Below are 18,441 nucleotides of genomic sequence, written 5' to 3'. Positions count from 1 at the left end.
TTTCAGATGAATTTCAGACTTCACAATGCACCGTTGAGTCGCCGAAACGTCCTGGTGGGCATGATGGCCGGTTTTGGAGCAGTGGCCCTGGGCCCGACGCTGGCCGCTTGTGGCAATACCCCACAGGCCGGGACGACTGACGTCTCCGGTCCTCCGAAGGCCGGAGGTGTTTTCCGCGTGGGCTTTTCAGGTGCGGCGACCAATGAATCACTGTCTCCACTGCAAGCCCAAGGGCTCGTCGACTATGCACGTGCGATGGCCCTCTACGACCCTCTGCTGGCTCGCGACGCCGACTTCAAGCCGGAACTACTGCTCGCCGAACAGATGGACGTCGAGGATGGCGGAAACTCCTTGCTCATCCGCCTCCGTGACGGGGTGACCTTTCACCACGGTAAAGACCTCGGGGCCGACGACCTCCTCTATTCACTGCGCCAATGGGCAGATCCGCAGATATCGTTTCTTGCAAGAGGGCTTGCCGGTCTCGATCTGGCGCAGGCCAAGCAACTCGACAACCGCACCGTGCGCATTCCACAGCGTGAGCCCAACTATTTCATCACCGAGACGCTGAGCGGTGACAATGGCATCTTCATTTTCCCGGCCGACTTTGATATCAGAAACCCCCAAGGCACAGGTCCTTTCAAGTACAAGAGTTTCACACCCGGTATGGAGAGCGTGTTCGACAAGAACCCGAACTACTGGATCGAGGGCCAACCGTATTTCGACGGGTTGGTGTGCCGCGGCTTTGCCGACGAGACTGCGCGGATGAACGCGCTGCTCTCCGATCAGATCGACGCCATGCCGTTGATCTCGTCTTCACAAACGGCAGCGCTGAGCTCCAATCCCTCGTTGGGGCTTCTTGTCGGGAAGGGTTACTCGACGGATCCGATCATTATGCGCGTCGATCGTGCTCCGTTCGACGACGTTCGCGTGCGGCAGGCATTCAAGTACATCGTGGACAGGCCACAGATGGTGGAAACGGTGCTGTCCGGATATGGCCAAGTGGGCAACGATCTGTACTGCCCGGCCGATGAGTTGTATGCCTCGGACATCCCGCAACGGGTGCAAGACCTCGATCGCGCACGCTCACTTCTTAAATCAGCCGGGCATGAGAACCTTGTTGTCGAGCTGGCGACGGGCCCCTATGACGGCCAGTACATCCCCATGGCGCAGGCCTTTGCCGAACAAGCCAAAGGTGCCGGCGTCACGGTCAACATCAAGCAGCTCAGTGTCACCGACCTCAATGCGGGATACGGCAAGTTCACCTTCTCCCAGGATGCTGATGCCGGAGGGCCGATCATGCAGCTCTTCTCGAGCAAGTATGTGACCGGGGCGGCGTACAACTCAACGGCCTGGTCGGATCCCCGTTGGCAAGCAATCTACAAAGAGGCACAGGGAACTCCGGACAAGGCGAAATGTCGCGAGCTCGTACATGAGCTCCAGCAGATCCTCTATGACGACAGCGGAACCATCATCTGGGGATTCCCGTACACCGTCGACGGGCACAGCAAGAAGCTCGGCGGGCTGAAGGCGGCCAACACCGGGTTTTCGTTGAACGGCTTCAAGGCTTTCCGTGAGGCATGGTTCGCGTGAGTCGACAACTGCGGGAAGCATCCGGTGTCGGTGTGACTCAGAAACTTTCGTACATCGCCGATTTGTGAGTTAAGGAGTCTGCGCAGTGACAACGCCAAGTGCATCGGCAGCCTGCCCCGGCGCTTCACGTCGGGGTGTGCCGAACCGGACCGCAGAAACTGGCGTGATTATGGGTGCATCGGATCGATCTGGCGAAGAGCTCGATCCGAGTCAACCTGCCGAATTCCGACGGGCGCTCGGGACCTTCGCTTCCGGGGTGGTCGTCGTGGCCGCGAAGGGGCTCGCCGGTGATCCAGTAGGCATGACCTGTCAATCGTTCGCTAGCCTGTCGCTTGACCCGCCCCTGGTGATGTTTTGTCCTAGCGGAACGTCCACGACATTTCCGCGCATACAGAGGGCGGGCGAGCTGTGCATCAGCATCCTGGCAACGGACCAGCACCATCTGTCGGGACAGTTCGCACGCAGTGGTACGGACAAGTGGCGCGGTGTGGGGTGGACGCCGGGACGTAACGGGGCCCCCCGGATCAACGAGGCAGTGCTGTGGTGCGAGGGGACCATCGAGGCACAGTATCCGGGCGGCGACCACCACATCGTAGTCGTGAGGGCAACGACGCTCGAGTTGTCGGGAAATGGTCGCGCGCCCCTGATCTTCCACGACGGCAGGTACGCCGCAGCCGAGTACCTGGCGGATGCAACGTGACCGCCGAATTGATGTATCACTCCGCATCGATTGCATCTGCACCTCGGGCGCCCGAGACCATCAGTCAGGCTGTTCAGCGAGCTGTGGCTGCGATGTCCAGCGGGCGAGCCATCGTACTGGCGGACGACGGGGAACGGCGCGACGAGGGATACCTCGTGGTGGCGGCAGCGGAGATGACTGGCGAGCAGATGGCATTCATGCTGCGAAATGGCAGCGGAATCATCTGTGTCTCTGTGCCGCCGAAAACTGCCGACCGCCTGGACCTACCGCCGATGGTGACACGTCCGACGAGCGCCTGCGCGCCAGCTTTCACGATATCGGTCGATCACGTGACAACCCTTGGCGGGATCTCGGCAACTGAACGTGCTGCCACAGTGCGTGCAATCGCGGAGACCACCTCCGCTAGAGGAGACTTTCGTCGTCCAGGCCACGTCTTTCCGTTACGCAGTGAGCCCGGCGGCGTTCTGGCACGCGCTTCTCCCGCTGAGGCTGCCATGGATTTGGCGCGCGCCGCTAGATGCGGAGCTGCCGGCGCCGTCACCGAGCTGGTGGGCGAAGACGGTGCACCTATGGTGAGCAGGGCATCGAGGCAGTTCGCGGCCGATCACGGACTCCCGTTCCTGAGAATTGCCGATCTCGTCTGGTACCGGCGTCGTACCGAGAAGTTTGTAGCGGGTAGTGGGAAAGCCCTCTTGCCCACCAAGTTCGGAGATTTCACGGCAGTGGCGTATCGGTCGGTCGACGACAGCACCGAACACCTGGCCGTCACCTGTGGTGATCTCGCTACCGCCGAGGCCATCTCCGGTGGGGTACTCGTCCACATACAGAACGAGTGCATCGCCGGAGACGTGCTGGGCTCATTGCTCTGCGAGTGCAACGCGCGATTGGATAAAGCCCTCGAGATGATTGCCGCCGACGGCACCGGGGTTATCGTGTATCTTCGGCGTCGGGACAGACCGGCAACTGGTATGGCCTCAGTTGTGCAATGCCATTCGCAGCACGCGGCGGTTCGACGGCCCACAGCTCAAGAATCGTCACCCGGCTGCGAACCGGAGTGCCGTGAAAGTAGCATCGTTGCAGCAATCTTGGCGGATCTTGGCGTCCGGGGCATGCGACTGATGACCAAGGATGCGGTAGTGCCGGACAGCATGCGGGGATTCGGACTGAAGATCGCTGGGCGGTTTGCGATACCCGCAGGGTGAGACGCCCGCCCGTCGCTGAGAGTAGCGAACCCCAGCAGTGGCGAGATCAAACGGTTGCGTCACCGTGACGAGCAATGCTCATAGGACCCCTTTTTCGACATGGAGCGCGTGGGTAGCGCGGACCACAGCAGTGAACAACGACGACGACGGATCGGAGATCAGCAGAGTGAGCAAACGCCAAATGCACCTGATGACAGTCATGACGACTGGGCCTGAGGTCAGCAGTTGGGTTCATCCTTGGGCTGAGAATGACTACCTCAACGGTGAATGGTGGGCCCGGATGGCCCAGACCCTCGAACGCGCGAAGTTCGATGCCATCTTCTTCGCGGATGCGCAGACGCTGTACGGGACCGTGACGCCGCGTAAGGGCGGAGACATCTATCTGCTCGATCCGGTCCCGCTCGCAGCGATGATCGCCGCTGCGACAGAGAAAGTCGGAATCGGAATCACTGTCTCGACCAGCTTTTTCCACCCGTACGGTATCGCTCGTGCGCTGGGGACACTGGACGTGCTGAGCCGCGGCCGGATGGCGTGGAACGTCGTGACAAGCGCCTTCGATGCTGAGGCACAGCGCCACGGAATGCCGGCGCTGCTCCCGAAGGAAGACAGATACGACCGAGCCGAAGAGGTCGTCGAGGCGTGCCTGAAGCTGTGGGACAGCTTCCCTCCTGAAGCCTATGTGGCGGATGCATCCGCCGGGAAGTTCATCGATCCCTTCTTACTGCGGAGTTTCGAGTATGAAGGAAAATACGTCAGCACCCGGGGGCCGATCTCGACGCCGCCCAGCCCTCAAGGGCATCCGGTCATCATGCAAGCCGGCTCGTCCCCCCGTGGCCGTGATTTCGCGGCGAAGTGCGCAGAGATTGTGTTCACCTACCAGCGAACCGAAGAGTCGATGCGAGCCTTCAGGGATGACATCAATCAGAGGCTCGTGAAGGCGGGACGGCAGCCCGGCGATGTTCTCCTTCTGCCGTCGGTGCAGGTCGTTGTTGGCGAGACCGAAAAGATCGCGCACGAGAAGCGGGAGTACATCTTTTCGCTTGTCGACGACGAGGCAGCGTTGTACCGGACCGGACTGGCGACGCGTATCGACCTCGACCGTCTGCCGCCCAATGCCAAGGTCGGCGACTTACCTCTCGACGGCGTTCCCAAAGGCGGCGCCACAGACGTGTTCTTGACCGCTATGGAAAAGGACGGGCTCACTGTGATCGAGGCGGCGCGACGGTTCGCGATCAATGATCTGGGTCCGGAGCTCATCGGCACGCCCGAACAGGTCGCCGATCAGATGCAGACGATGTTTGAGAGGTGGGGCGCGGATGGGTTCATCTTGAGCACCAACGTGTTGCCCAGAACGCTCGAGGATTTCGCGCGCGCGGTGGTTCCGGTCCTGCAGGAGCGCGGGCTTTTCCGCGCAGACTATGCAGGCACCACACTGCGTGAGCATCTGCGGCAGAGGCGTGATTGACGGGGTGCCCTGGCATCCTGCCCGTTACCGGGGCCCGGGCTGCAGGAGTTCCCTGCAGCCCGGGCTCCGCGGGTTCTGCTGACGAAGTGCGCGGCTGTCGCACATGGCGGGGGAGAATACGTGCTTGAAGTGCTGAGTGAGTCGAGACTGGCGCCATCCGCTGTCGCCTGGTGATCTGCGTGCCGACTCACGACCCGAAACCTCCCGAACCGTTGCTCGAGGTGGCGCTACGGCCGCCGACGATCGGACAGCCCGACTGGGGACAGCGGGCAGACCGAGGCGCGGCTGTGCAACCCGATTGACTTTCACCTCGATGGTCGCTCACCCGAGCGAACCGCGGTGACGATCGCCGTAGAGAGGTTTCCCGTCAGTGGGGCGGCAGTGAGCAGTCTTTGGCGCGCCCCCCAGGCACGGTCCATCGCTAGGCCCACACAAAATCGTCCTTGCAAGCTGTCGACGGTTGCTGATGGCAAGCGTCTAATGACGGCCGGTATCTGAAGTGCTGGCGAAACACCGCCCTGCACTACATAAGTCGCTTGCCCCCTAGTTGCCGTCTCCCATGGCGGCGACCACGATCATTTCCACAAGACAGTTCTCGTGGCTGAGCTTTGATTCGCCGGTCGCTCGCGCAGGCAACGCCGCGGGATCTGCCCATTCCGACCAGGCCACATTCATTGCCTCGAAATCAGCCAGTACGTCTTTGAGCCAGATCTGCACGCTCAGCACATGGCTCTTGTCCGTTCCCGCGAGGTTCAGGTAGTGATCCACCTTGGCGAGAACGCTACGTGTCTGGTCGGCAACATCGACGGAATAGTCGTCTGCGGTGAGACCGCTGAGGTAAACCGTATTTCCGTGCCGTACAACACGACTCAGCCTCGGCCCGGAATCAAGCCGCACGATCGTGGACATGTGCTTCCTTTCTGCGGTGTTATATCCAAGTGAATATACCTTGGCACACAGGGGTTTTGATCCGTTGGGTCAGCCCAGCAGAAAGGTTGCTGCGATGCGGTAGAGCTCCGTGGCTTGTAGCCCTGTCAGATGATCGTGGCCGCGGTGCACGATCACATCCCTTTCGGCGCAATGGCCTACGTTGTCGAGACGGGCAACGAAGGTTTCCGCCAAGGTCGCCGTGATGTGCTCGTCACGTCCGCCATATTGCAGCTGGAGGCCCATGTCTCGCCCGTACCTCTTGATATTGGTCAGTAAACCGAGCCTGTCGAAGAACCAGCGGGCGTAGTGGTCGGCGTCGCCCTGGTCGATCGGTTCACCGCGCCCACCCGGGCGGCGCATCCCCGGCCGGCGCCAGTCGGGTGTGGAAAGGATGCCGGCGACCCGCGTAACACGCGTATCTATACCGGCGAACGCCAACGCCGCGTCCCCACCCATGGACACACACCGCCCGCAACGAGAGGTATGTCGCCGAAGGTTCGCACAGACCAGTCAGCCACGCGTTGGCATTCCAGGACCGTGTGGCCGAGCAGCGGCCACATCCGTTGGCGGAAGTCTGACATCACCTCGGCCACGAGTTGACCGGGCGAACAGTCTGCACGGCGACCGTGCCGTGGCGGTTCAAAAGAAACTGCCACGGCTCCATTTCTCGCGAGCGTCGACAGCATCAAGTCAGCCTGCCCTTGGGAGGCCGACAGATGCGACAGCCACAACGCGATGTAGCCGGGATTGCCTTCTGGCCTCGCGTAGCTGACGGGAATGCCCAACACTGTGGTGCGGTGTACACCGATAAAAGTGTGCCCGCCGCTCGTGTCCACTCTGGCTGCCTGCTCAGTGTTCGTCGAGCAAGGCGAAGCCTTGGATGATTCGGCGCTGGGCAAGCCAGCCCCCGATCAGGACAGGGATCGTCATGAGGACGGCAACGGTGCTCAACTCGGCGATATAGAGGCCGCGTCCGCTGACGAAGGTTGGAAGGTAAACCGGCAGCGTCGCAGCGCTGTAGGTGGTCAGACTGACGCCGATCATGAATTCGTGCCAACAGAAGATCGTGCACAGCATGCCGGTCGCGGCGAGGCCAGGCAGCGTCATCGGTAAAAGGATCCGGGTGAGTTCACGTAGAGGGGAAGCGCCGTCGAGCTGTGCGGCCTCGAGGATGCTGACCGGAATCTGGCGGATGTAGGCACGAAGTAACCACACCGCGATCGGCAGGTTCATCGTGGTGTACAGAATGATCAGAGTCACCCGACTGTCGAGAAGATCAAGGTTCTTTGCGAGAATGTACAGCAGCACGATGGCCCCGACGACTGGCATCAGGCGTGTTGACATCAGAAAGAAAAGCACGTCGCGCCAACGCTTCACGGGCCGGATCGCCAGTGCGTAAGCCACAGGGTATGCCACGACCAGGCAGACCAGCGTCGCCGTCACCGTGATAATCACCGAATTGATGAAGAAGTGCGAGAACTCGCCCGACAGTACGTTCTCGTAATTCTCGACGGTAGGGGCGAAAAAGAAGGTGGGAGGGTCCGTCTGAGCGTCGGCGTTGGTCTTGAAGCTCGACAGAAGCGCCCAGATGAGCGGGGTGAAGAACGCCAAAGCGACGACCCAGCCCAACCAGGTGATGAGGAGGTGACGGATCCGACCGACCGCTCCGTTGGGATTCATCAGACACTCTCCTTGAAGATGCTGATCAGCGCGCACAGGAGGAGCAAGCAGACGCTGAGCGTGAGAATGACGATCACCACTCCGTATGCGGAGGCCAAACCAATGTCAAAACCTCGAAAAGCTAGGTTGTAGAGCTTGAATGGTGCTGTTTCAGTATTGCCTGCGCCCAAAGTGACAAGCATGATCGGATCAAGACTCTGCGAAATGAAGATTCCACCCAGAAGCGCACTGATCTCCAGGAACGGTCGCAAGTGCGGCAGAGTCAAGGTGCAGAATATCCGCGATTCTGTTGCGCCGTCGATCGGTGCGGCTTCCTTGGCGGACTGATCCTCGGTCTGCAGACCGGCGAGCACGATGATCATCGTGAAGGGGAGCCACTGCCAAGCGCCGATGGTGATGATGCTGGACATCGGGAACCGGGCGACCCAATCGATTGGCCCCAAGCCAAGAAGCCCGACCGTCCAATTGGCTAGCCCGAAGCTGCCATCCAATATCGTCGTCTTCTAGATCAGCGAAGCCGCCGTGGGAGGCACCAAGAGTCCCGCGAACACCATGTTCTTGCGACACCGCGGCCCCTGAAAGGATAGCTCATGAGCAACGCCACCGCAGTGCCTCCCACGAGTGCGACCAGCAGCGTGCCGCCGGTCATCCGGACGCTGTTGAGCAGTGAAATCCAAAAGCCGGGCTCGTCCCGCGTCGTCACCGCTGCCGGCGCCGCCACCGGCGGGACCCCAGAGCGTGCAGCGGCGAGTTCCGAAGGATGGTGTGGTGATGGTCGCGGGGCAGCGACTTCGAGTGGGGCGAACACACGCCGGCGCCATTGTCACCGTCGTGGTCGAGGATCATCGACATCGACCAAACCCATCCGCAACTTCAACGCTCACCGCCCGCACAAACGGTAACCATGTCCCGGTAACGATGCGTCAGCTATGTCCTGGGACCACACAGATCAACGACCGCCAGTGCCCCAAAAGCGCCCAACTTCAACACTGTTCGCCGACTTGGCATGGCGATGTCCTGCGGATATCCGTTCGACATTATTGCGTCCTAATCCTCTGGTTGGTTGCGTCTTCGCGTGCTACGACGCCCTTCGAGTAGGAAGATCAAGCGACTTCAACGGCCTCTGCCATCGATGATCGGATGGGAGTCGGCTCAGGTCGACGCCAGCGCTGCCCAACGCTCGGCGATGGCGATGACGGGGGCATTTGTGTTGCCTCGGGGGAGGCTGGGCATGACGCTGGCGTCCACCACCCATAAGTTGTCGATTCCCCAAACCCTCAGCGTCGGGTCGCAGACGCTGTGCTCTGGATCGTCGCCGAACGCGCACGTACCCACCGGATGGTAAAGAGTCACAGCATTGCGCCGAACCCAGTCCGTCGCGTCGGCGATGCTTGGTAGTCCGAGCAGTGCACGGGTGTGGTGAACACCGGCGAGCAAAACGTTCATGTCTGCCGGATCGCTCAAGTAGCCGGGGTTGATCTGTGGCACGACGTCTGACGGGCCATTGCGTCGCAGACTTAGCGCCCCCCGGGATTTCACATCCACCAGGGTTACGATGACGTCCGGTGCGTCCTGATCCAGTCCTGGCACTGCCAGCCATTGAATATCTGGAGCGGTGCTTCCTCTCGTACTGTAGAACCCGCCGCTTTCCGGGATCCCGCTCGTCAGCGGCCCTTGGTCGGTCGGCCCGGCCATGGCAGCGGGCCCGGCGGTGACCGTCACTGCGAGGTGATCGGCCAGATTCCGGCCGACGCGCGGAAGGTCGTGGAGTACCTCGATCCCATTTTCCTGCAGCTCTACTCGGGGGCCGATACCCGACTGCATCAGGAGCAGCGGAGAGCCCACGGCCCCGGCGGCGAGAACAACTTGTGCCCCCTCGACGCGACGCCTCTCGTCCCTCTTCGAGGTGACGTGAACGCGGGTGATTCGACTGCCAGCGAGTTCGAGACGCTCCGCTTCCCAGCCAGTCATGATGTGGAGGTTGTCTCGGTGTCGGACGGGGTCGATGAACGCCGTCGCTGTTGACTCTCTGCAGCCATTGCGTCTCGTGTACTGGTAGTACCCCACCCCGAGTTGGTCTGCACCGTTGAAGTCATCGTTGTACATGTGCCCGGCGCGCACCGCCGCCTCGACGAAACGTGCGCTTGCAGGGTGGGTCTGGGGCAGACATTCGACGCGCATCGGTCCGCCGGCTCCGTGGTAGTCGGAGGCACCCCGCGAATTGTCCTCACTCTTTTTGAAGAACGGAAGCAAAGTATGGTAGTTCCAGGGGGTTTCGGCGCTGCCCCAAGCCTCGTAGTCGGCTCTGTTGCCTCGGCTGTAGATCATCGAGTTGATGGAGGACGAACCGCCCAGGACTCTCCCGCGGGGCCAGCGAAGGGCGCGTCCTGCGACGCTGCGCTGCTTCGTCGTTGAGTGGTCCCAATCAAATTCTGTGCCGAAAAGTGATCGCAGTGATGTCGGCCGTAGCACCTCCGGGTGCTGGTTGTCCGGACCCGCCTCTACTAAGAGGACGCGGTGGTCAGGGTCCTCGGTGAGACGTGCAGCGACAACACACCCGGCACTGCCGGCGCCGACAATTACGGTGTCGTAAGCGTGCTCTCTTGGCACTGGGCTCCCTTCCGGTTCGGGGACAGCGTGTGAACTCAGGACCGCAGGGCCCGTGCCGGATGCCGCATATCTGGATACGATGTAGTACCCCACGCGCCATCCACCTGCAGGTTGATCCCGGAGATGTATCCAGCGCAGCGAGAAGCCAGAAACAGTGCTGCATCGGCCATTTCGCGGGGCTCGGCCACTCGATTCATGGGGATACGCTCCAAGTAGGCCTCGCGCAGACCCGGGACCCGGTCGATCCCCTTGTTCATGGGCGTCATGGTCACGCCCGGAGATACGGTGTTGACGCGTATACCGTGAGGTCCCCACTCAAGAGCACCTGACTGGGTGAGCATCACGACACCTGCCTTCGCTGCCCCATAGGCAACGCCTCCGAACATCGGCATGACTGCGTTCACCGAAGCAAAGTTCACTATGCTGCCTGCGACTCCGGAGTCGATCATCGACCGGGCTTCGTGCTTCATGGACAAGAACACGCCTTTGAGGCAGATGTCGACAACAAAATCCCAATCCGCTTCGGTGTGCTGCTCGAAGGGGACCATCGGAGCCCCGACGCCGGCAACGTTGAAAGCCATTGTCAGGTCCCCGAAGGTCGATGCAACCTCCACGAGACTCTCAATCTGACTCTCATCGCGCACGTCGCACGATACGCACCGCACCAGGTCGCCGTACCTGTCCCCGAGCGTCGCGAGGTTCGACTCATTGGTATCGCCGATCACCACGGGCACTCCGTCACTCGCGAGCGCAGCCACGACAGCCTCGCCGATACCCGAGGCCCCGCCGGTGACGATGGCCACGGGCTGGCTGTGGCCGTAGTCGGATCGTCCCATGGTCACTCCTTGCAAAAATGGCTCCGGTGGATCCTCGCCGTCCCCAACATGCAGGCGAGATCCTCTGGCGCGGGGCTGAATACGCTGAGTCGCACAGCGGCGAACCCGTACGTATGACTCTTGTAGTGGTTTCAGTGGCCGTTGAACAGGTGCTCGGCCAGAGCGCGGCGGTAGGAGACGGCATGCTCTCGCACGGCCTTCTCGGCGAGGTCGGGGTCGCGGCCAGCTATCGCGTCGACAATGGCTCGGTGCTCGCGAACCGAACGCTCCATCTGACCTTCGATGCCACCGATCCGGATGAACCAGGGGTCGAGGACTGCCGCATCGAACATGCTAGCCAGCATCCCGGCAATACGAGCGTTGTTGCCGGCTTCCGCCAAGGCGGTATGGAAGCGCTGATCGTGCCGACGGTACTCGGCCCAGGACACGCCGTGGGACGCGACTTGAGCGCCTTCGTCCAGTGCCAGGCCCAGTGGTGAACCGCGGTCGAAGTCGGTACGTTCGGCGGCCCGACGTGCACAGAAGACTTCCAGCGTTTCGCGGGCTTCATACAGTTCCCGCACCGCCACGGGGCCCAGCAGATTGACCGATAGCCCTCGCTCGGGACCGCGCACCAGCAGACCCTCGTGGACCAGCCGCAGAATCGCTTCGCGCACTGGTGTCCTGCCCAAGCCCAGTCGCTTGATGAGTGTGGACTCACTCAAGAGCTGCCCCGGCTCGAATTCGCCGAATCGCACCAGCGAGCGCAATTGCTCATACGCCTGCTCCGCGTGGATCGCAGAGCCTGTCTGCGCGGTTTCGGTGTTGGACCGGTGGTGACCGGGCGATGACGCACACATGACAAGATCTTTGCCCCATATATGGCTTTACGCAAGTAATGAACAAAAAATACACAACCTGTATATAGCCCCTTGACAGGCGGTTGCCTGTTGGGCAGATAATGGGCGCGCACCGTTGGGACGAAGCGATATTTGTTGCAGCCCAAGGGGACTGCTGTGCAGGAGCATCCGGGTGGGCGAAGCCGGCAAATCCTGGGTGCTGAGACCTTCTGGCTCATGCGCGGTCGCGCCCAAGACGGCGCGGCGCTATCTGAGAGGCTGATTATGCGCGTCGGTATTTCGTGGCTAGTGCAGAATTTTCCCGACTGGGGGCGGTATCTCCAGATGGAGCGGGGTGAGACGGCGCTGCCACTCGATCCAGCTGACGATGCCCGTATCTGGGCGGAGGAGATCGACATTGTCCTGAAACTGGAGGATCAAGGCTTCGACTCCCTCTGGGCAGTCGAACACCATGTAACGCCCTACACGATGATTCCCAATCCGCTCCAGGCGCTCAGTTTCATCGCCGGGGCCACATCTCGGATTGATGTGGGCACGCAAGTGATCGTCGTCCCGTGGCACAACCCTCTGCGCGTGGCTGAGGAAATCACTGTGTTGCAGCATCTGTTGCGGGGCCGGCGGGCATTCATCGGGCTCGGGCGTGGGCTTGGGCGCCGTGAGTTCGCGGCTCTCTCGGTTGATCAGAACGAATCGCGGGGGCGCTTCATCGAAGGTGTTCAGGTCATCCGCAAGGCGATCGAGGAGGAGTGTTTCTCCTACGAGGGCACGTACTTCCGCTTCGAAAGGACGACGATGAGGCCCCGCCCGCGCGACGCTGCGCAGCTCCTCGACGACATGTGTTTCTCCTGGGGAAGCCCCACATCTGCCACAGTGGGCGCATCACTGGGTCTGCGCCCACTACTCATTCCGCAGAAGGACTTCAAGGAGTACACCGGCGAGCTGGCTGCGTTCGCCCAAGCGCGGACCGACGCCGGGTTCGAGCCGGCTCGGCCCAAGATCCACCTTCACATGTACTGCCACGAGGACCCGGAGGAAGCAGAGCGGGGAGCCCGGCGATTCATCCCGGAGTACGTAACCTCTGCCGAGCTCAACTACGAGCTCTCCGGCACCCACTTCGCCGACCTCAAGGGCTACGAGCACTACGCGGCCGAAGCTGGTAAGTCAGACTTTCGCGCGAACGCGTGGATGAAGAACTCGATCTGGGGCACCCCACAGGAATGTCTGAAACGAATCCAGGCTCTGTGCGACGCGTTTCATCCCGAGGAGTTCCTCCTCTCCGGTCGATTCGGATCAATGCCGGTTGACGTCTCCGCCCGCAGTATCGATCTGTTCGCCCGCGAGGTCCTTCCTGCAGTGCATGAGATTCCGACCCTCGAGCCGATTCAATTCCACGCCAGCAGTCCGCGCGCTTGAGTTGGCGAACCAAGCAGCTGCGGTGCGGGATTCTCTGCGCAGCAAGTTGACTGGTCTGGTCGGTCTTGCTGAATCACACCTCTTGTGCGATTTGGCGGTGACGTCGACAGTAGGCGATCGGCACTGCCCCAATGGAAGGGAAGCTCTGCAATGATTTGGTCTGCTGAGGCCTCAGCCTTTCGCTCGAACCTTTTCGCTGATCGACACATCGCGGTCACAGGCGGCACATCGGGAATTGGCCTCGAGATCGCGGTACGGTTCGCCGAGCTCGGCGCCGATGTCGTGGCTCTCGGCTCACGTGAGCAGCCCGGAGCGCCACCGCATCCGCGGATTGAGTTCGTCCGTGCCGATGTACGCGTACGTGAGTCACTTGACGCGGCCCTCGCCGAGTACGCCGAACTTGATGTGCTGGTGACCGCCGCGGGTATCTCGCATCCGGATCAGGAGTGGAACGAGGAGCAGTTCACAGATGTGGTCGACGTCAATCTCATCGGGACGCTGCGCGCCGTCGAAGCCACGGTCGACCGGTTACGCCGGTCACGGGGGTGCGTCGTCACTGTCGGGTCAATGCTGAGCTATAACGGATCGCGCTCGCTTCCGGCGTACACGGCGAGCAAGACTGCCGTGTTGGGCCTGACACGCGCGTTGGCAGACCGGCTCGGCCGTGAGGGGGTGCGGGCCAACTGCGTAGCACCCGGCTACATCATCACACCCATGACTGTGACGCTCCAAGACGATGCCGACAGGTCGCGGATCATGGTTGACAAGACCGCACTACGGCGCTGGGGCACCCCCGCCGAGATCGCAGATGCGGCGGCTTTTCTGGCCTCTCCGGCAGCTAGCTACATCACGGGAGTGACCTTGCCGGTTGATGGTGGGTTTCTGGTGACGAGCCTGGTCTAGCGCAGGTGCGGCTGTGTTTTCGGTATGGCGCTGGCCTCGCGTGGACGTGGGGCGGTCTGTCGATGCTGGAGCCGGACCCTGAGCGGGAGAATCGTCGTTGTTCGAGAGGCGATCTTGACTCGACGCAGTAAGCGGTGGAACACCCCAGGCGGGAGGGTGCGGCGGCTGAGCAGAGCGTCGCGCAGGCGGCCGCCAAGCGATTTGATCCATGCGTTCTGTCGCAAGAATCCGACTTTGTCGATGTTGAGAGCTCAGTTGGCAATCAGCTTCCGGATCCGCCAACGCTCGGCTTCGAGTCCTTCGAGTCCTTTGACCTCGCTGGCCGTCATACGACGTACTGGGCGACCCAGCGGCATCAGATCGACTCGGTGACTTCCAGGTGCCGGCACACTTCGGCTGTTTCCTGAGCGCTCCCTAGTGGCATGTTCCCCGGCCAGTCTGTGCGGTCCCGTACCGGGGTGTGCCACCGGCGCTCATTCGTGTCAATGGCCAGGTTGAAGTATCCGCTGGTGGCCAGATGAAAGTACCCACCCCGTGCGGTAGTTCCTAGGTTGGTGGGGGCTGCTCCTTCCGGTGTCGGGCGTCTTTCATGCGGTAGGAGTCGCCGTCGGTGATGACGACGGTGGCGTGGTGCAGGAGCCGGTCGAGGATGCTGACCGCGGTGGTCTGCTCGGGCAAGAATCGGCCCCACTGTTCGAAAGGCCAGTGCGATCCGATGGCCAACGATCGGCGTTCGTAGGCGCCGGCGACAAGCCGAAACAACAACTGGGTGCCGGTGTCGTCCAAGGGGGCGAAGCCGAGTTCGTCGAGGATGATCAGATCGACCCGCAGCAGGGATTCAATGATCTTGCCGACGGTGTTGTCGGCCAGGCCTCGGTAGAGAGTCTCCACCAGGTCGGCGGCGGTGAAGTAGCGGACCTTGTGCCCGGCGTGGATCGCCGCGGTCCCCAACCCGATCAGGGTGTGGGATTTGCCGGTCCCGGCGGGTCCGATGATCGCCAGATTCTGTTGCGCCCGGATCCATTCCAGACTCGACAGGTACTCGAAGGTCTTCGCCTGGATCGAGGACGCGGCCACATCGAAGGACTCCAGCGTCTTGGGCACGGGGAAGGCGGCGGCCTTGAGGCGGTTGACGATGTTGGAGGCGTCCCGTGCCGCCAACTCCGTCTCGACCAGCGTGCGCAGGACTTCCTCGGGGGTCCAGCGTTGAGTCTTGGCGGTGATCAACACCTCCGGTGCGGTGCGTCGCACCGCGGCGAGTTTCAGCCGCCGCAATCCGGCGTCCAGGTCGGCGGCCAGCGGTGGAACTGACGGTGGTGCAACAGGTTCCGTGTCGGTGATAGGTGGGGTCTTGGTCACGGGATCACCTCGCCGTCGGCGACGGCCGGGGTGATCCGGTAGGCGTCCAGGGATCGGGTCGGTGCGACCGGTAGGTCCAGGATCAGGGCGTCCCCGGCCGGGCGGGGCTGCGGGGTGCCGGTGCCGGCGGCCAGGATGGAACGCACGTCGGCGGCTCTGAACCGGCGGAACGCCACTGCCCGGTGCAACGCCGCAATCAGCGCGTCGGTCCCATGGGCCGCGCCCAGGGCGAGCAGAATCTCCAACTCCGACCCGAGTCGGGTGTTGCCGATCGCCGCAGCACCGACGAGGAACGCCTGCGCATCATCACCGAGGTCGCAGAACTGCTTCTCCACCGTGGTCTTCGGGCGCGGCCCGCGACTCGGTGCCGGGCGCGGTCCGTCGTAGTGCTCGTCGAGGATCGAGGTCCCGCCTGGGGCGACGAGTTGGTGTTCGGCCACGACCACCCCCGTCGCGGGCTCCAGCAGGACGATCGCACCGTGGTCGACGACCACGGCCACCGTGGACCCGATCAGACGAGTCGGCACCGAGTAGCGGGCCGACCCGTATCGGATGCAGGACAGGCGGTCGACCTTGCGCAGCACCGTCGGTGCCCCGATCTGCATTCTCAGAGATGGGAGTGGTTGCAGCAGTTCGCGTTCGATGATCAGACGCTCATCGGGAACTGCGCAGATCTCAGAATGGATGGCGGCGTTGACCTCGGCGCACCACGCGATCGCGGCGACGTTCGCATCACGCAATGTAAACGGCGTGCCGGTGACGGCGGCCTCGGTCAACAAGGGCACGGCCAAATCGTCCTGGGCGTACCCACAGAGGCGTTCCACGATGCCCTTGGACTGCGGGTCGCTGGCGTGACAGAAATCGGGCGCGAACCCGTAATGGGACGCCAGGCGGATGTAGTCCGGGGTGGGAACGACGACGTTGGCGACCACGCCGCCTTTGAGGCATGCCATCCGATCGGCCAGCACCTTCGCGGGCACGCCGCCGGCAGCGGCCAAGGCCTCGGCGATCAACCCCAGCGTCGTGGACGCCCGCTCGTTGGTGGCGAAGCGCACGAAGCGCCACCTCGAGAACGCGAGGACCGCGCAGAACAGGAACAGTCCCGGTGCGGCCTGGGCCCAGTCGATGACCAGGTATTCACCCGGTTCCCACACCGCTGGGCGCCGTCCGCGGTGATTGGTGCTGCGCCACAACACTTTCGTCTCAGCAACCAGGCGGCGAAAGTTGCGGTCGGAACCGGTGTATCCGGCCGCGCGGGCTTTCGGGAGTAGCCGCTTGGCCGAGATGCGACCATTCGACTTGTCCACCCGTTCGGCGACCAGACCGGCCACGGCATCGTAGTTGTGCGCCCGTTCGACCCGCGGTGGCGGCGGCATGCCGGCCTGGTCGGCCTCAAACTTCTCAACGACCTTCTTGACAGTGCGGTGGGTGGTGCCGCACTCCGCGGCGGCGGCTCGGTACGACCCGAGCTGGTGATAGGCAGAAATGATGTCCATACGGTCCCTCGCAGACTTCAATGGAACTCCCCGGTGGTGATGGCGATTGGTTGGCGCCTTCACCGTCACCATCGGGGCCCGCAGTTCCTGATCGACACGACGAACACGGGGTGGATACTTTTACTTGGCCAAAAACGGATACCTCGACCTGGCCACCAGTGGGTACTTTTTCATGGCCATGGACACTCATTCGTCGCCATGTCGTTGCTGGTTCTTCCGCTCGAGCCCTCGGGCAACAGAGTCCCACAACGACTGACCGCTACAACCGGCTCACCTCAGGGCGATCCGGTCACAGGTGTCTCATCCAACCCCACAGCTGTCATCCGGCGTCGGTGCGAGGGTGTTGCAGCACAGATTCTTCGACGTCGGTGTCCATGCCGTGTCAGCCGCCGTGGTCAAATCCACCGACGCTGGGTCCAACTTTGTGGGAAGGACATTTCGTGACCATCGAGTTGCTCGAGGAGTTCCATTGTCGCTGCGCCGACTTCGAAGCCACCGCTGAGGATCTAGGACCGGTCAAGGAAGAAAATGCGAATCGTACGCGTCGCCTTCTAGCCCGATCTCCTGTTTCAAAAGGCCTTCGGACTCATAGAGATCGTAAAGTGCCTGCCAGTTCTCCGTGTTGAAGGCACCGAAGTCGTCTCCGAGATAGTCCAAGAATATGGGCAGGCGGGCCGTGTTGGACTCGACGTCGGCTTCCGGCGCAACCCCGAAGAACAACGCCAACGCATCGTCTGGATGATCTCGCGTGTACTGCCAGCCACGCTCGGCTGCGGCAATAAAGCGCTTGACGACCTCCGGATTCTGTTCCAGGAAACCCACATTCGCAACCAGAGCGGAGTTGGGGATTGTCAAGCCGAAGTCACTCAGCAGGAGGTATTGGACGTTGACGTCTTGTGTTCGTGCGACCACAGCATCCAGGAAGGTCCAGCCCAGGGCCGCATCAACACTTCCGTTGATGAAGGCCTGTAGAACCGCTTGCCCGCCGGCGACTTCATTGATCTCCGACAGGTAAAGGTGATTCAAGGATGCGACAGCGCGCCACTCCTTGTACTGAGAGCTCTCGGTTACGACGCCGAGGTCGAGTCCATATAGGTCTTGCAGGGAATGTAGCTGCCGGGCATCTGCGTTGTAGAGTACCGCGGTGGGACTGGATTGGACCACTGTTGCGACCGCGCGTAGATCCAATCCACTGGAGATAGCGGCGAGCACTTCCCCCGCCGATATGACGCCGACGTCAGCCTGTCCGCTCGAGACCAACTGGGCGGTGACGGCGGATCCTTCCCCCTCTTTGATAGTGACGTCGAGGCCCGCCTCTTCGTAGTATCCCAGCTCAGCGGCGACGATATAGCCGGTGTGCTGGGCCCCCGAATGTCCAATCAAGGCGCAGCGACACCGGAATGAGTTCCGCGGACCCG

At 62.1% G+C, this 18,441-nt stretch carries 16 protein-coding genes; 6 read left to right on the top strand and 10 right to left on the bottom strand.

The genetic code is table 11. From position 1 onward, the window contains the following. Window positions 1-6: 6 nt before the first annotated feature. From NL241_RS32675 to NL241_RS32660, 4 genes are all read left to right on the top strand, one after another. Complete coding sequence (locus NL241_RS32675; RefSeq protein ID WP_494396170.1) at window positions 7-1,590, top strand: ABC transporter substrate-binding protein; 1,584 nt, start codon at window positions 7-9, stop codon at window positions 1,588-1,590. A 169-nt stretch (window positions 1,591-1,759) separates the two neighbouring features. Next, window positions 1,760-2,290: a flavin reductase family protein gene (locus NL241_RS32670; RefSeq protein ID WP_494398435.1), complete on the top strand. Its 531-nt coding sequence runs from the start codon at window positions 1,760-1,762 to the stop codon at window positions 2,288-2,290. Continuing rightward, a complete protein-coding gene (locus NL241_RS32665; protein ID WP_494396169.1) occupies window positions 2,287-3,492 on the top strand; it encodes a 3,4-dihydroxy-2-butanone-4-phosphate synthase in 1,206 nt (401 codons plus the stop codon). Before NL241_RS32670 ends, NL241_RS32665 begins: the two co-directional genes overlap by 4 nt. A gap of 130 nt (window positions 3,493-3,622) precedes the next feature. Next, the gene (locus NL241_RS32660) at window positions 3,623-4,957 is read left to right on the top strand and encodes an NtaA/DmoA family FMN-dependent monooxygenase (protein WP_494396168.1); all 1,335 of its coding nucleotides are present in this window, start codon (window positions 3,623-3,625) and stop codon (window positions 4,955-4,957) included. Between the two features lie 543 nt (window positions 4,958-5,500). Here the strand turns inward: NL241_RS32660 and NL241_RS32655 are convergent. The 7 genes from NL241_RS32655 to NL241_RS32625 form a co-directional block, all read right to left on the bottom strand. Continuing rightward, window positions 5,501-5,866, bottom strand: a complete 366-nt coding sequence (locus NL241_RS32655; RefSeq protein WP_494396167.1) for a RidA family protein — start codon at window positions 5,864-5,866, stop codon at window positions 5,501-5,503. A gap of 69 nt (window positions 5,867-5,935) precedes the next feature. After that, window positions 5,936-6,343, bottom strand: coding sequence for a hypothetical protein (locus NL241_RS32650; protein WP_494396166.1), 408 nt, complete (start codon window positions 6,341-6,343; stop codon window positions 5,936-5,938). Window positions 6,344-6,736: 393 nt separating this feature from the next. Next, window positions 6,737-7,567 (bottom strand): carbohydrate ABC transporter permease, encoded by an 831-nt coding sequence (locus NL241_RS32645; protein WP_494396165.1) that lies wholly within the window; start codon window positions 7,565-7,567, stop codon window positions 6,737-6,739. Beyond that, on the bottom strand, window positions 7,567-8,010 hold the full coding sequence (locus tag NL241_RS32640) for a carbohydrate ABC transporter permease (RefSeq protein WP_494398434.1): 444 nt from the start codon (window positions 8,008-8,010) through the stop codon (window positions 7,567-7,569). Before NL241_RS32640 ends, NL241_RS32645 begins: the two co-directional genes overlap by 1 nt. 709 nt (window positions 8,011-8,719) lie before the next feature. Continuing rightward, window positions 8,720-10,177 carry a GMC family oxidoreductase gene (locus NL241_RS32635; protein ID WP_494396164.1) on the bottom strand — a complete coding sequence of 486 codons (1,458 nt, stop codon included), beginning with the start codon at window positions 10,175-10,177 and terminating at the stop codon, window positions 8,720-8,722. Between the two features lie 35 nt (window positions 10,178-10,212). Next, complete coding sequence (locus NL241_RS32630) at window positions 10,213-11,013, bottom strand: SDR family NAD(P)-dependent oxidoreductase (RefSeq protein ID WP_494396163.1); 801 nt, start codon at window positions 11,011-11,013, stop codon at window positions 10,213-10,215. A 131-nt stretch (window positions 11,014-11,144) separates the two neighbouring features. Further along, window positions 11,145-11,852, bottom strand: a complete 708-nt coding sequence (locus NL241_RS32625) for a GntR family transcriptional regulator (protein WP_494396162.1) — start codon at window positions 11,850-11,852, stop codon at window positions 11,145-11,147. A 156-nt stretch (window positions 11,853-12,008) separates the two neighbouring features. On the opposite strand from NL241_RS32625, the gene NL241_RS32620 reads away from it, so the two are divergent. Then, on the top strand, window positions 12,009-13,265 hold the full coding sequence (locus tag NL241_RS32620; RefSeq protein WP_494396161.1) for an LLM class flavin-dependent oxidoreductase: 1,257 nt from the start codon (window positions 12,009-12,011) through the stop codon (window positions 13,263-13,265). Between the two features lie 150 nt (window positions 13,266-13,415). Continuing rightward, entirely contained in the window at window positions 13,416-14,168 is a 753-nt protein-coding gene (locus NL241_RS32615; protein WP_494398433.1) for an SDR family NAD(P)-dependent oxidoreductase, read from the top strand. A gap of 546 nt (window positions 14,169-14,714) precedes the next feature. Here NL241_RS32615 and istB read toward each other — a convergent pair. The 3 genes from istB to NL241_RS32600 form a co-directional block, all read right to left on the bottom strand. Next, window positions 14,715-15,527 carry an IS21-like element helper ATPase IstB gene (gene istB / locus NL241_RS32610; RefSeq protein ID WP_494396160.1) on the bottom strand — a complete coding sequence of 271 codons (813 nt, stop codon included), beginning with the start codon at window positions 15,525-15,527 and terminating at the stop codon, window positions 14,715-14,717. Further along, window positions 15,524-17,044 (bottom strand): IS21 family transposase, encoded by a 1,521-nt coding sequence (istA, locus tag NL241_RS32605; protein WP_494396159.1) that lies wholly within the window; start codon window positions 17,042-17,044, stop codon window positions 15,524-15,526. Before istA ends, istB begins: the two co-directional genes overlap by 4 nt. Window positions 17,045-17,539: 495 nt before the next feature. Continuing rightward, the gene (locus tag NL241_RS32600) at window positions 17,540-18,406 is read right to left on the bottom strand and encodes an ABC transporter substrate-binding protein (RefSeq protein WP_494396158.1); all 867 of its coding nucleotides are present in this window, start codon (window positions 18,404-18,406) and stop codon (window positions 17,540-17,542) included. Window positions 18,407-18,441: the final 35 nt, after the last annotated feature.

The sequence above is a fragment of the Mycolicibacterium sp. SMGY-1XX genome, assembly GCF_059132455.1.
Note: the sequence above shows the minus strand (reverse complement) of the source record. Positions and strands in the feature narration are given on the sequence as shown.

Excerpts from the sequence above, each read along its gene's own strand:
- NL241_RS32675 (WP_494396170.1), top strand. The coding sequence starts at position 7 with ATGAATTTCAGACTTCACAATGCACCGTTGAGTCGCCGAAACGTCCTG.
- NL241_RS32670 (WP_494398435.1), top strand. The coding sequence starts at position 1,760 with ATGGGTGCATCGGATCGATCTGGCGAAGAGCTCGATCCGAGTCAACCT.
- NL241_RS32655 (WP_494396167.1), bottom strand. The coding sequence starts at position 5,866 with ATGTCCACGATCGTGCGGCTTGATTCCGGGCCGAGGCTGAGTCGTGTT.
- NL241_RS32650 (WP_494396166.1), bottom strand. The coding sequence starts at position 6,343 with ATGGGTGGGGACGCGGCGTTGGCGTTCGCCGGTATAGATACGCGTGTT.
- NL241_RS32645 (WP_494396165.1), bottom strand. The coding sequence starts at position 7,567 with ATGAATCCCAACGGAGCGGTCGGTCGGATCCGTCACCTCCTCATCACC.
- NL241_RS32630 (WP_494396163.1), bottom strand. The coding sequence starts at position 11,013 with ATGGGACGATCCGACTACGGCCACAGCCAGCCCGTGGCCATCGTCACC.
- NL241_RS32625 (WP_494396162.1), bottom strand. The coding sequence starts at position 11,852 with ATGTGTGCGTCATCGCCCGGTCACCACCGGTCCAACACCGAAACCGCG.
- NL241_RS32615 (WP_494398433.1), top strand. The coding sequence starts at position 13,416 with ATGATTTGGTCTGCTGAGGCCTCAGCCTTTCGCTCGAACCTTTTCGCT.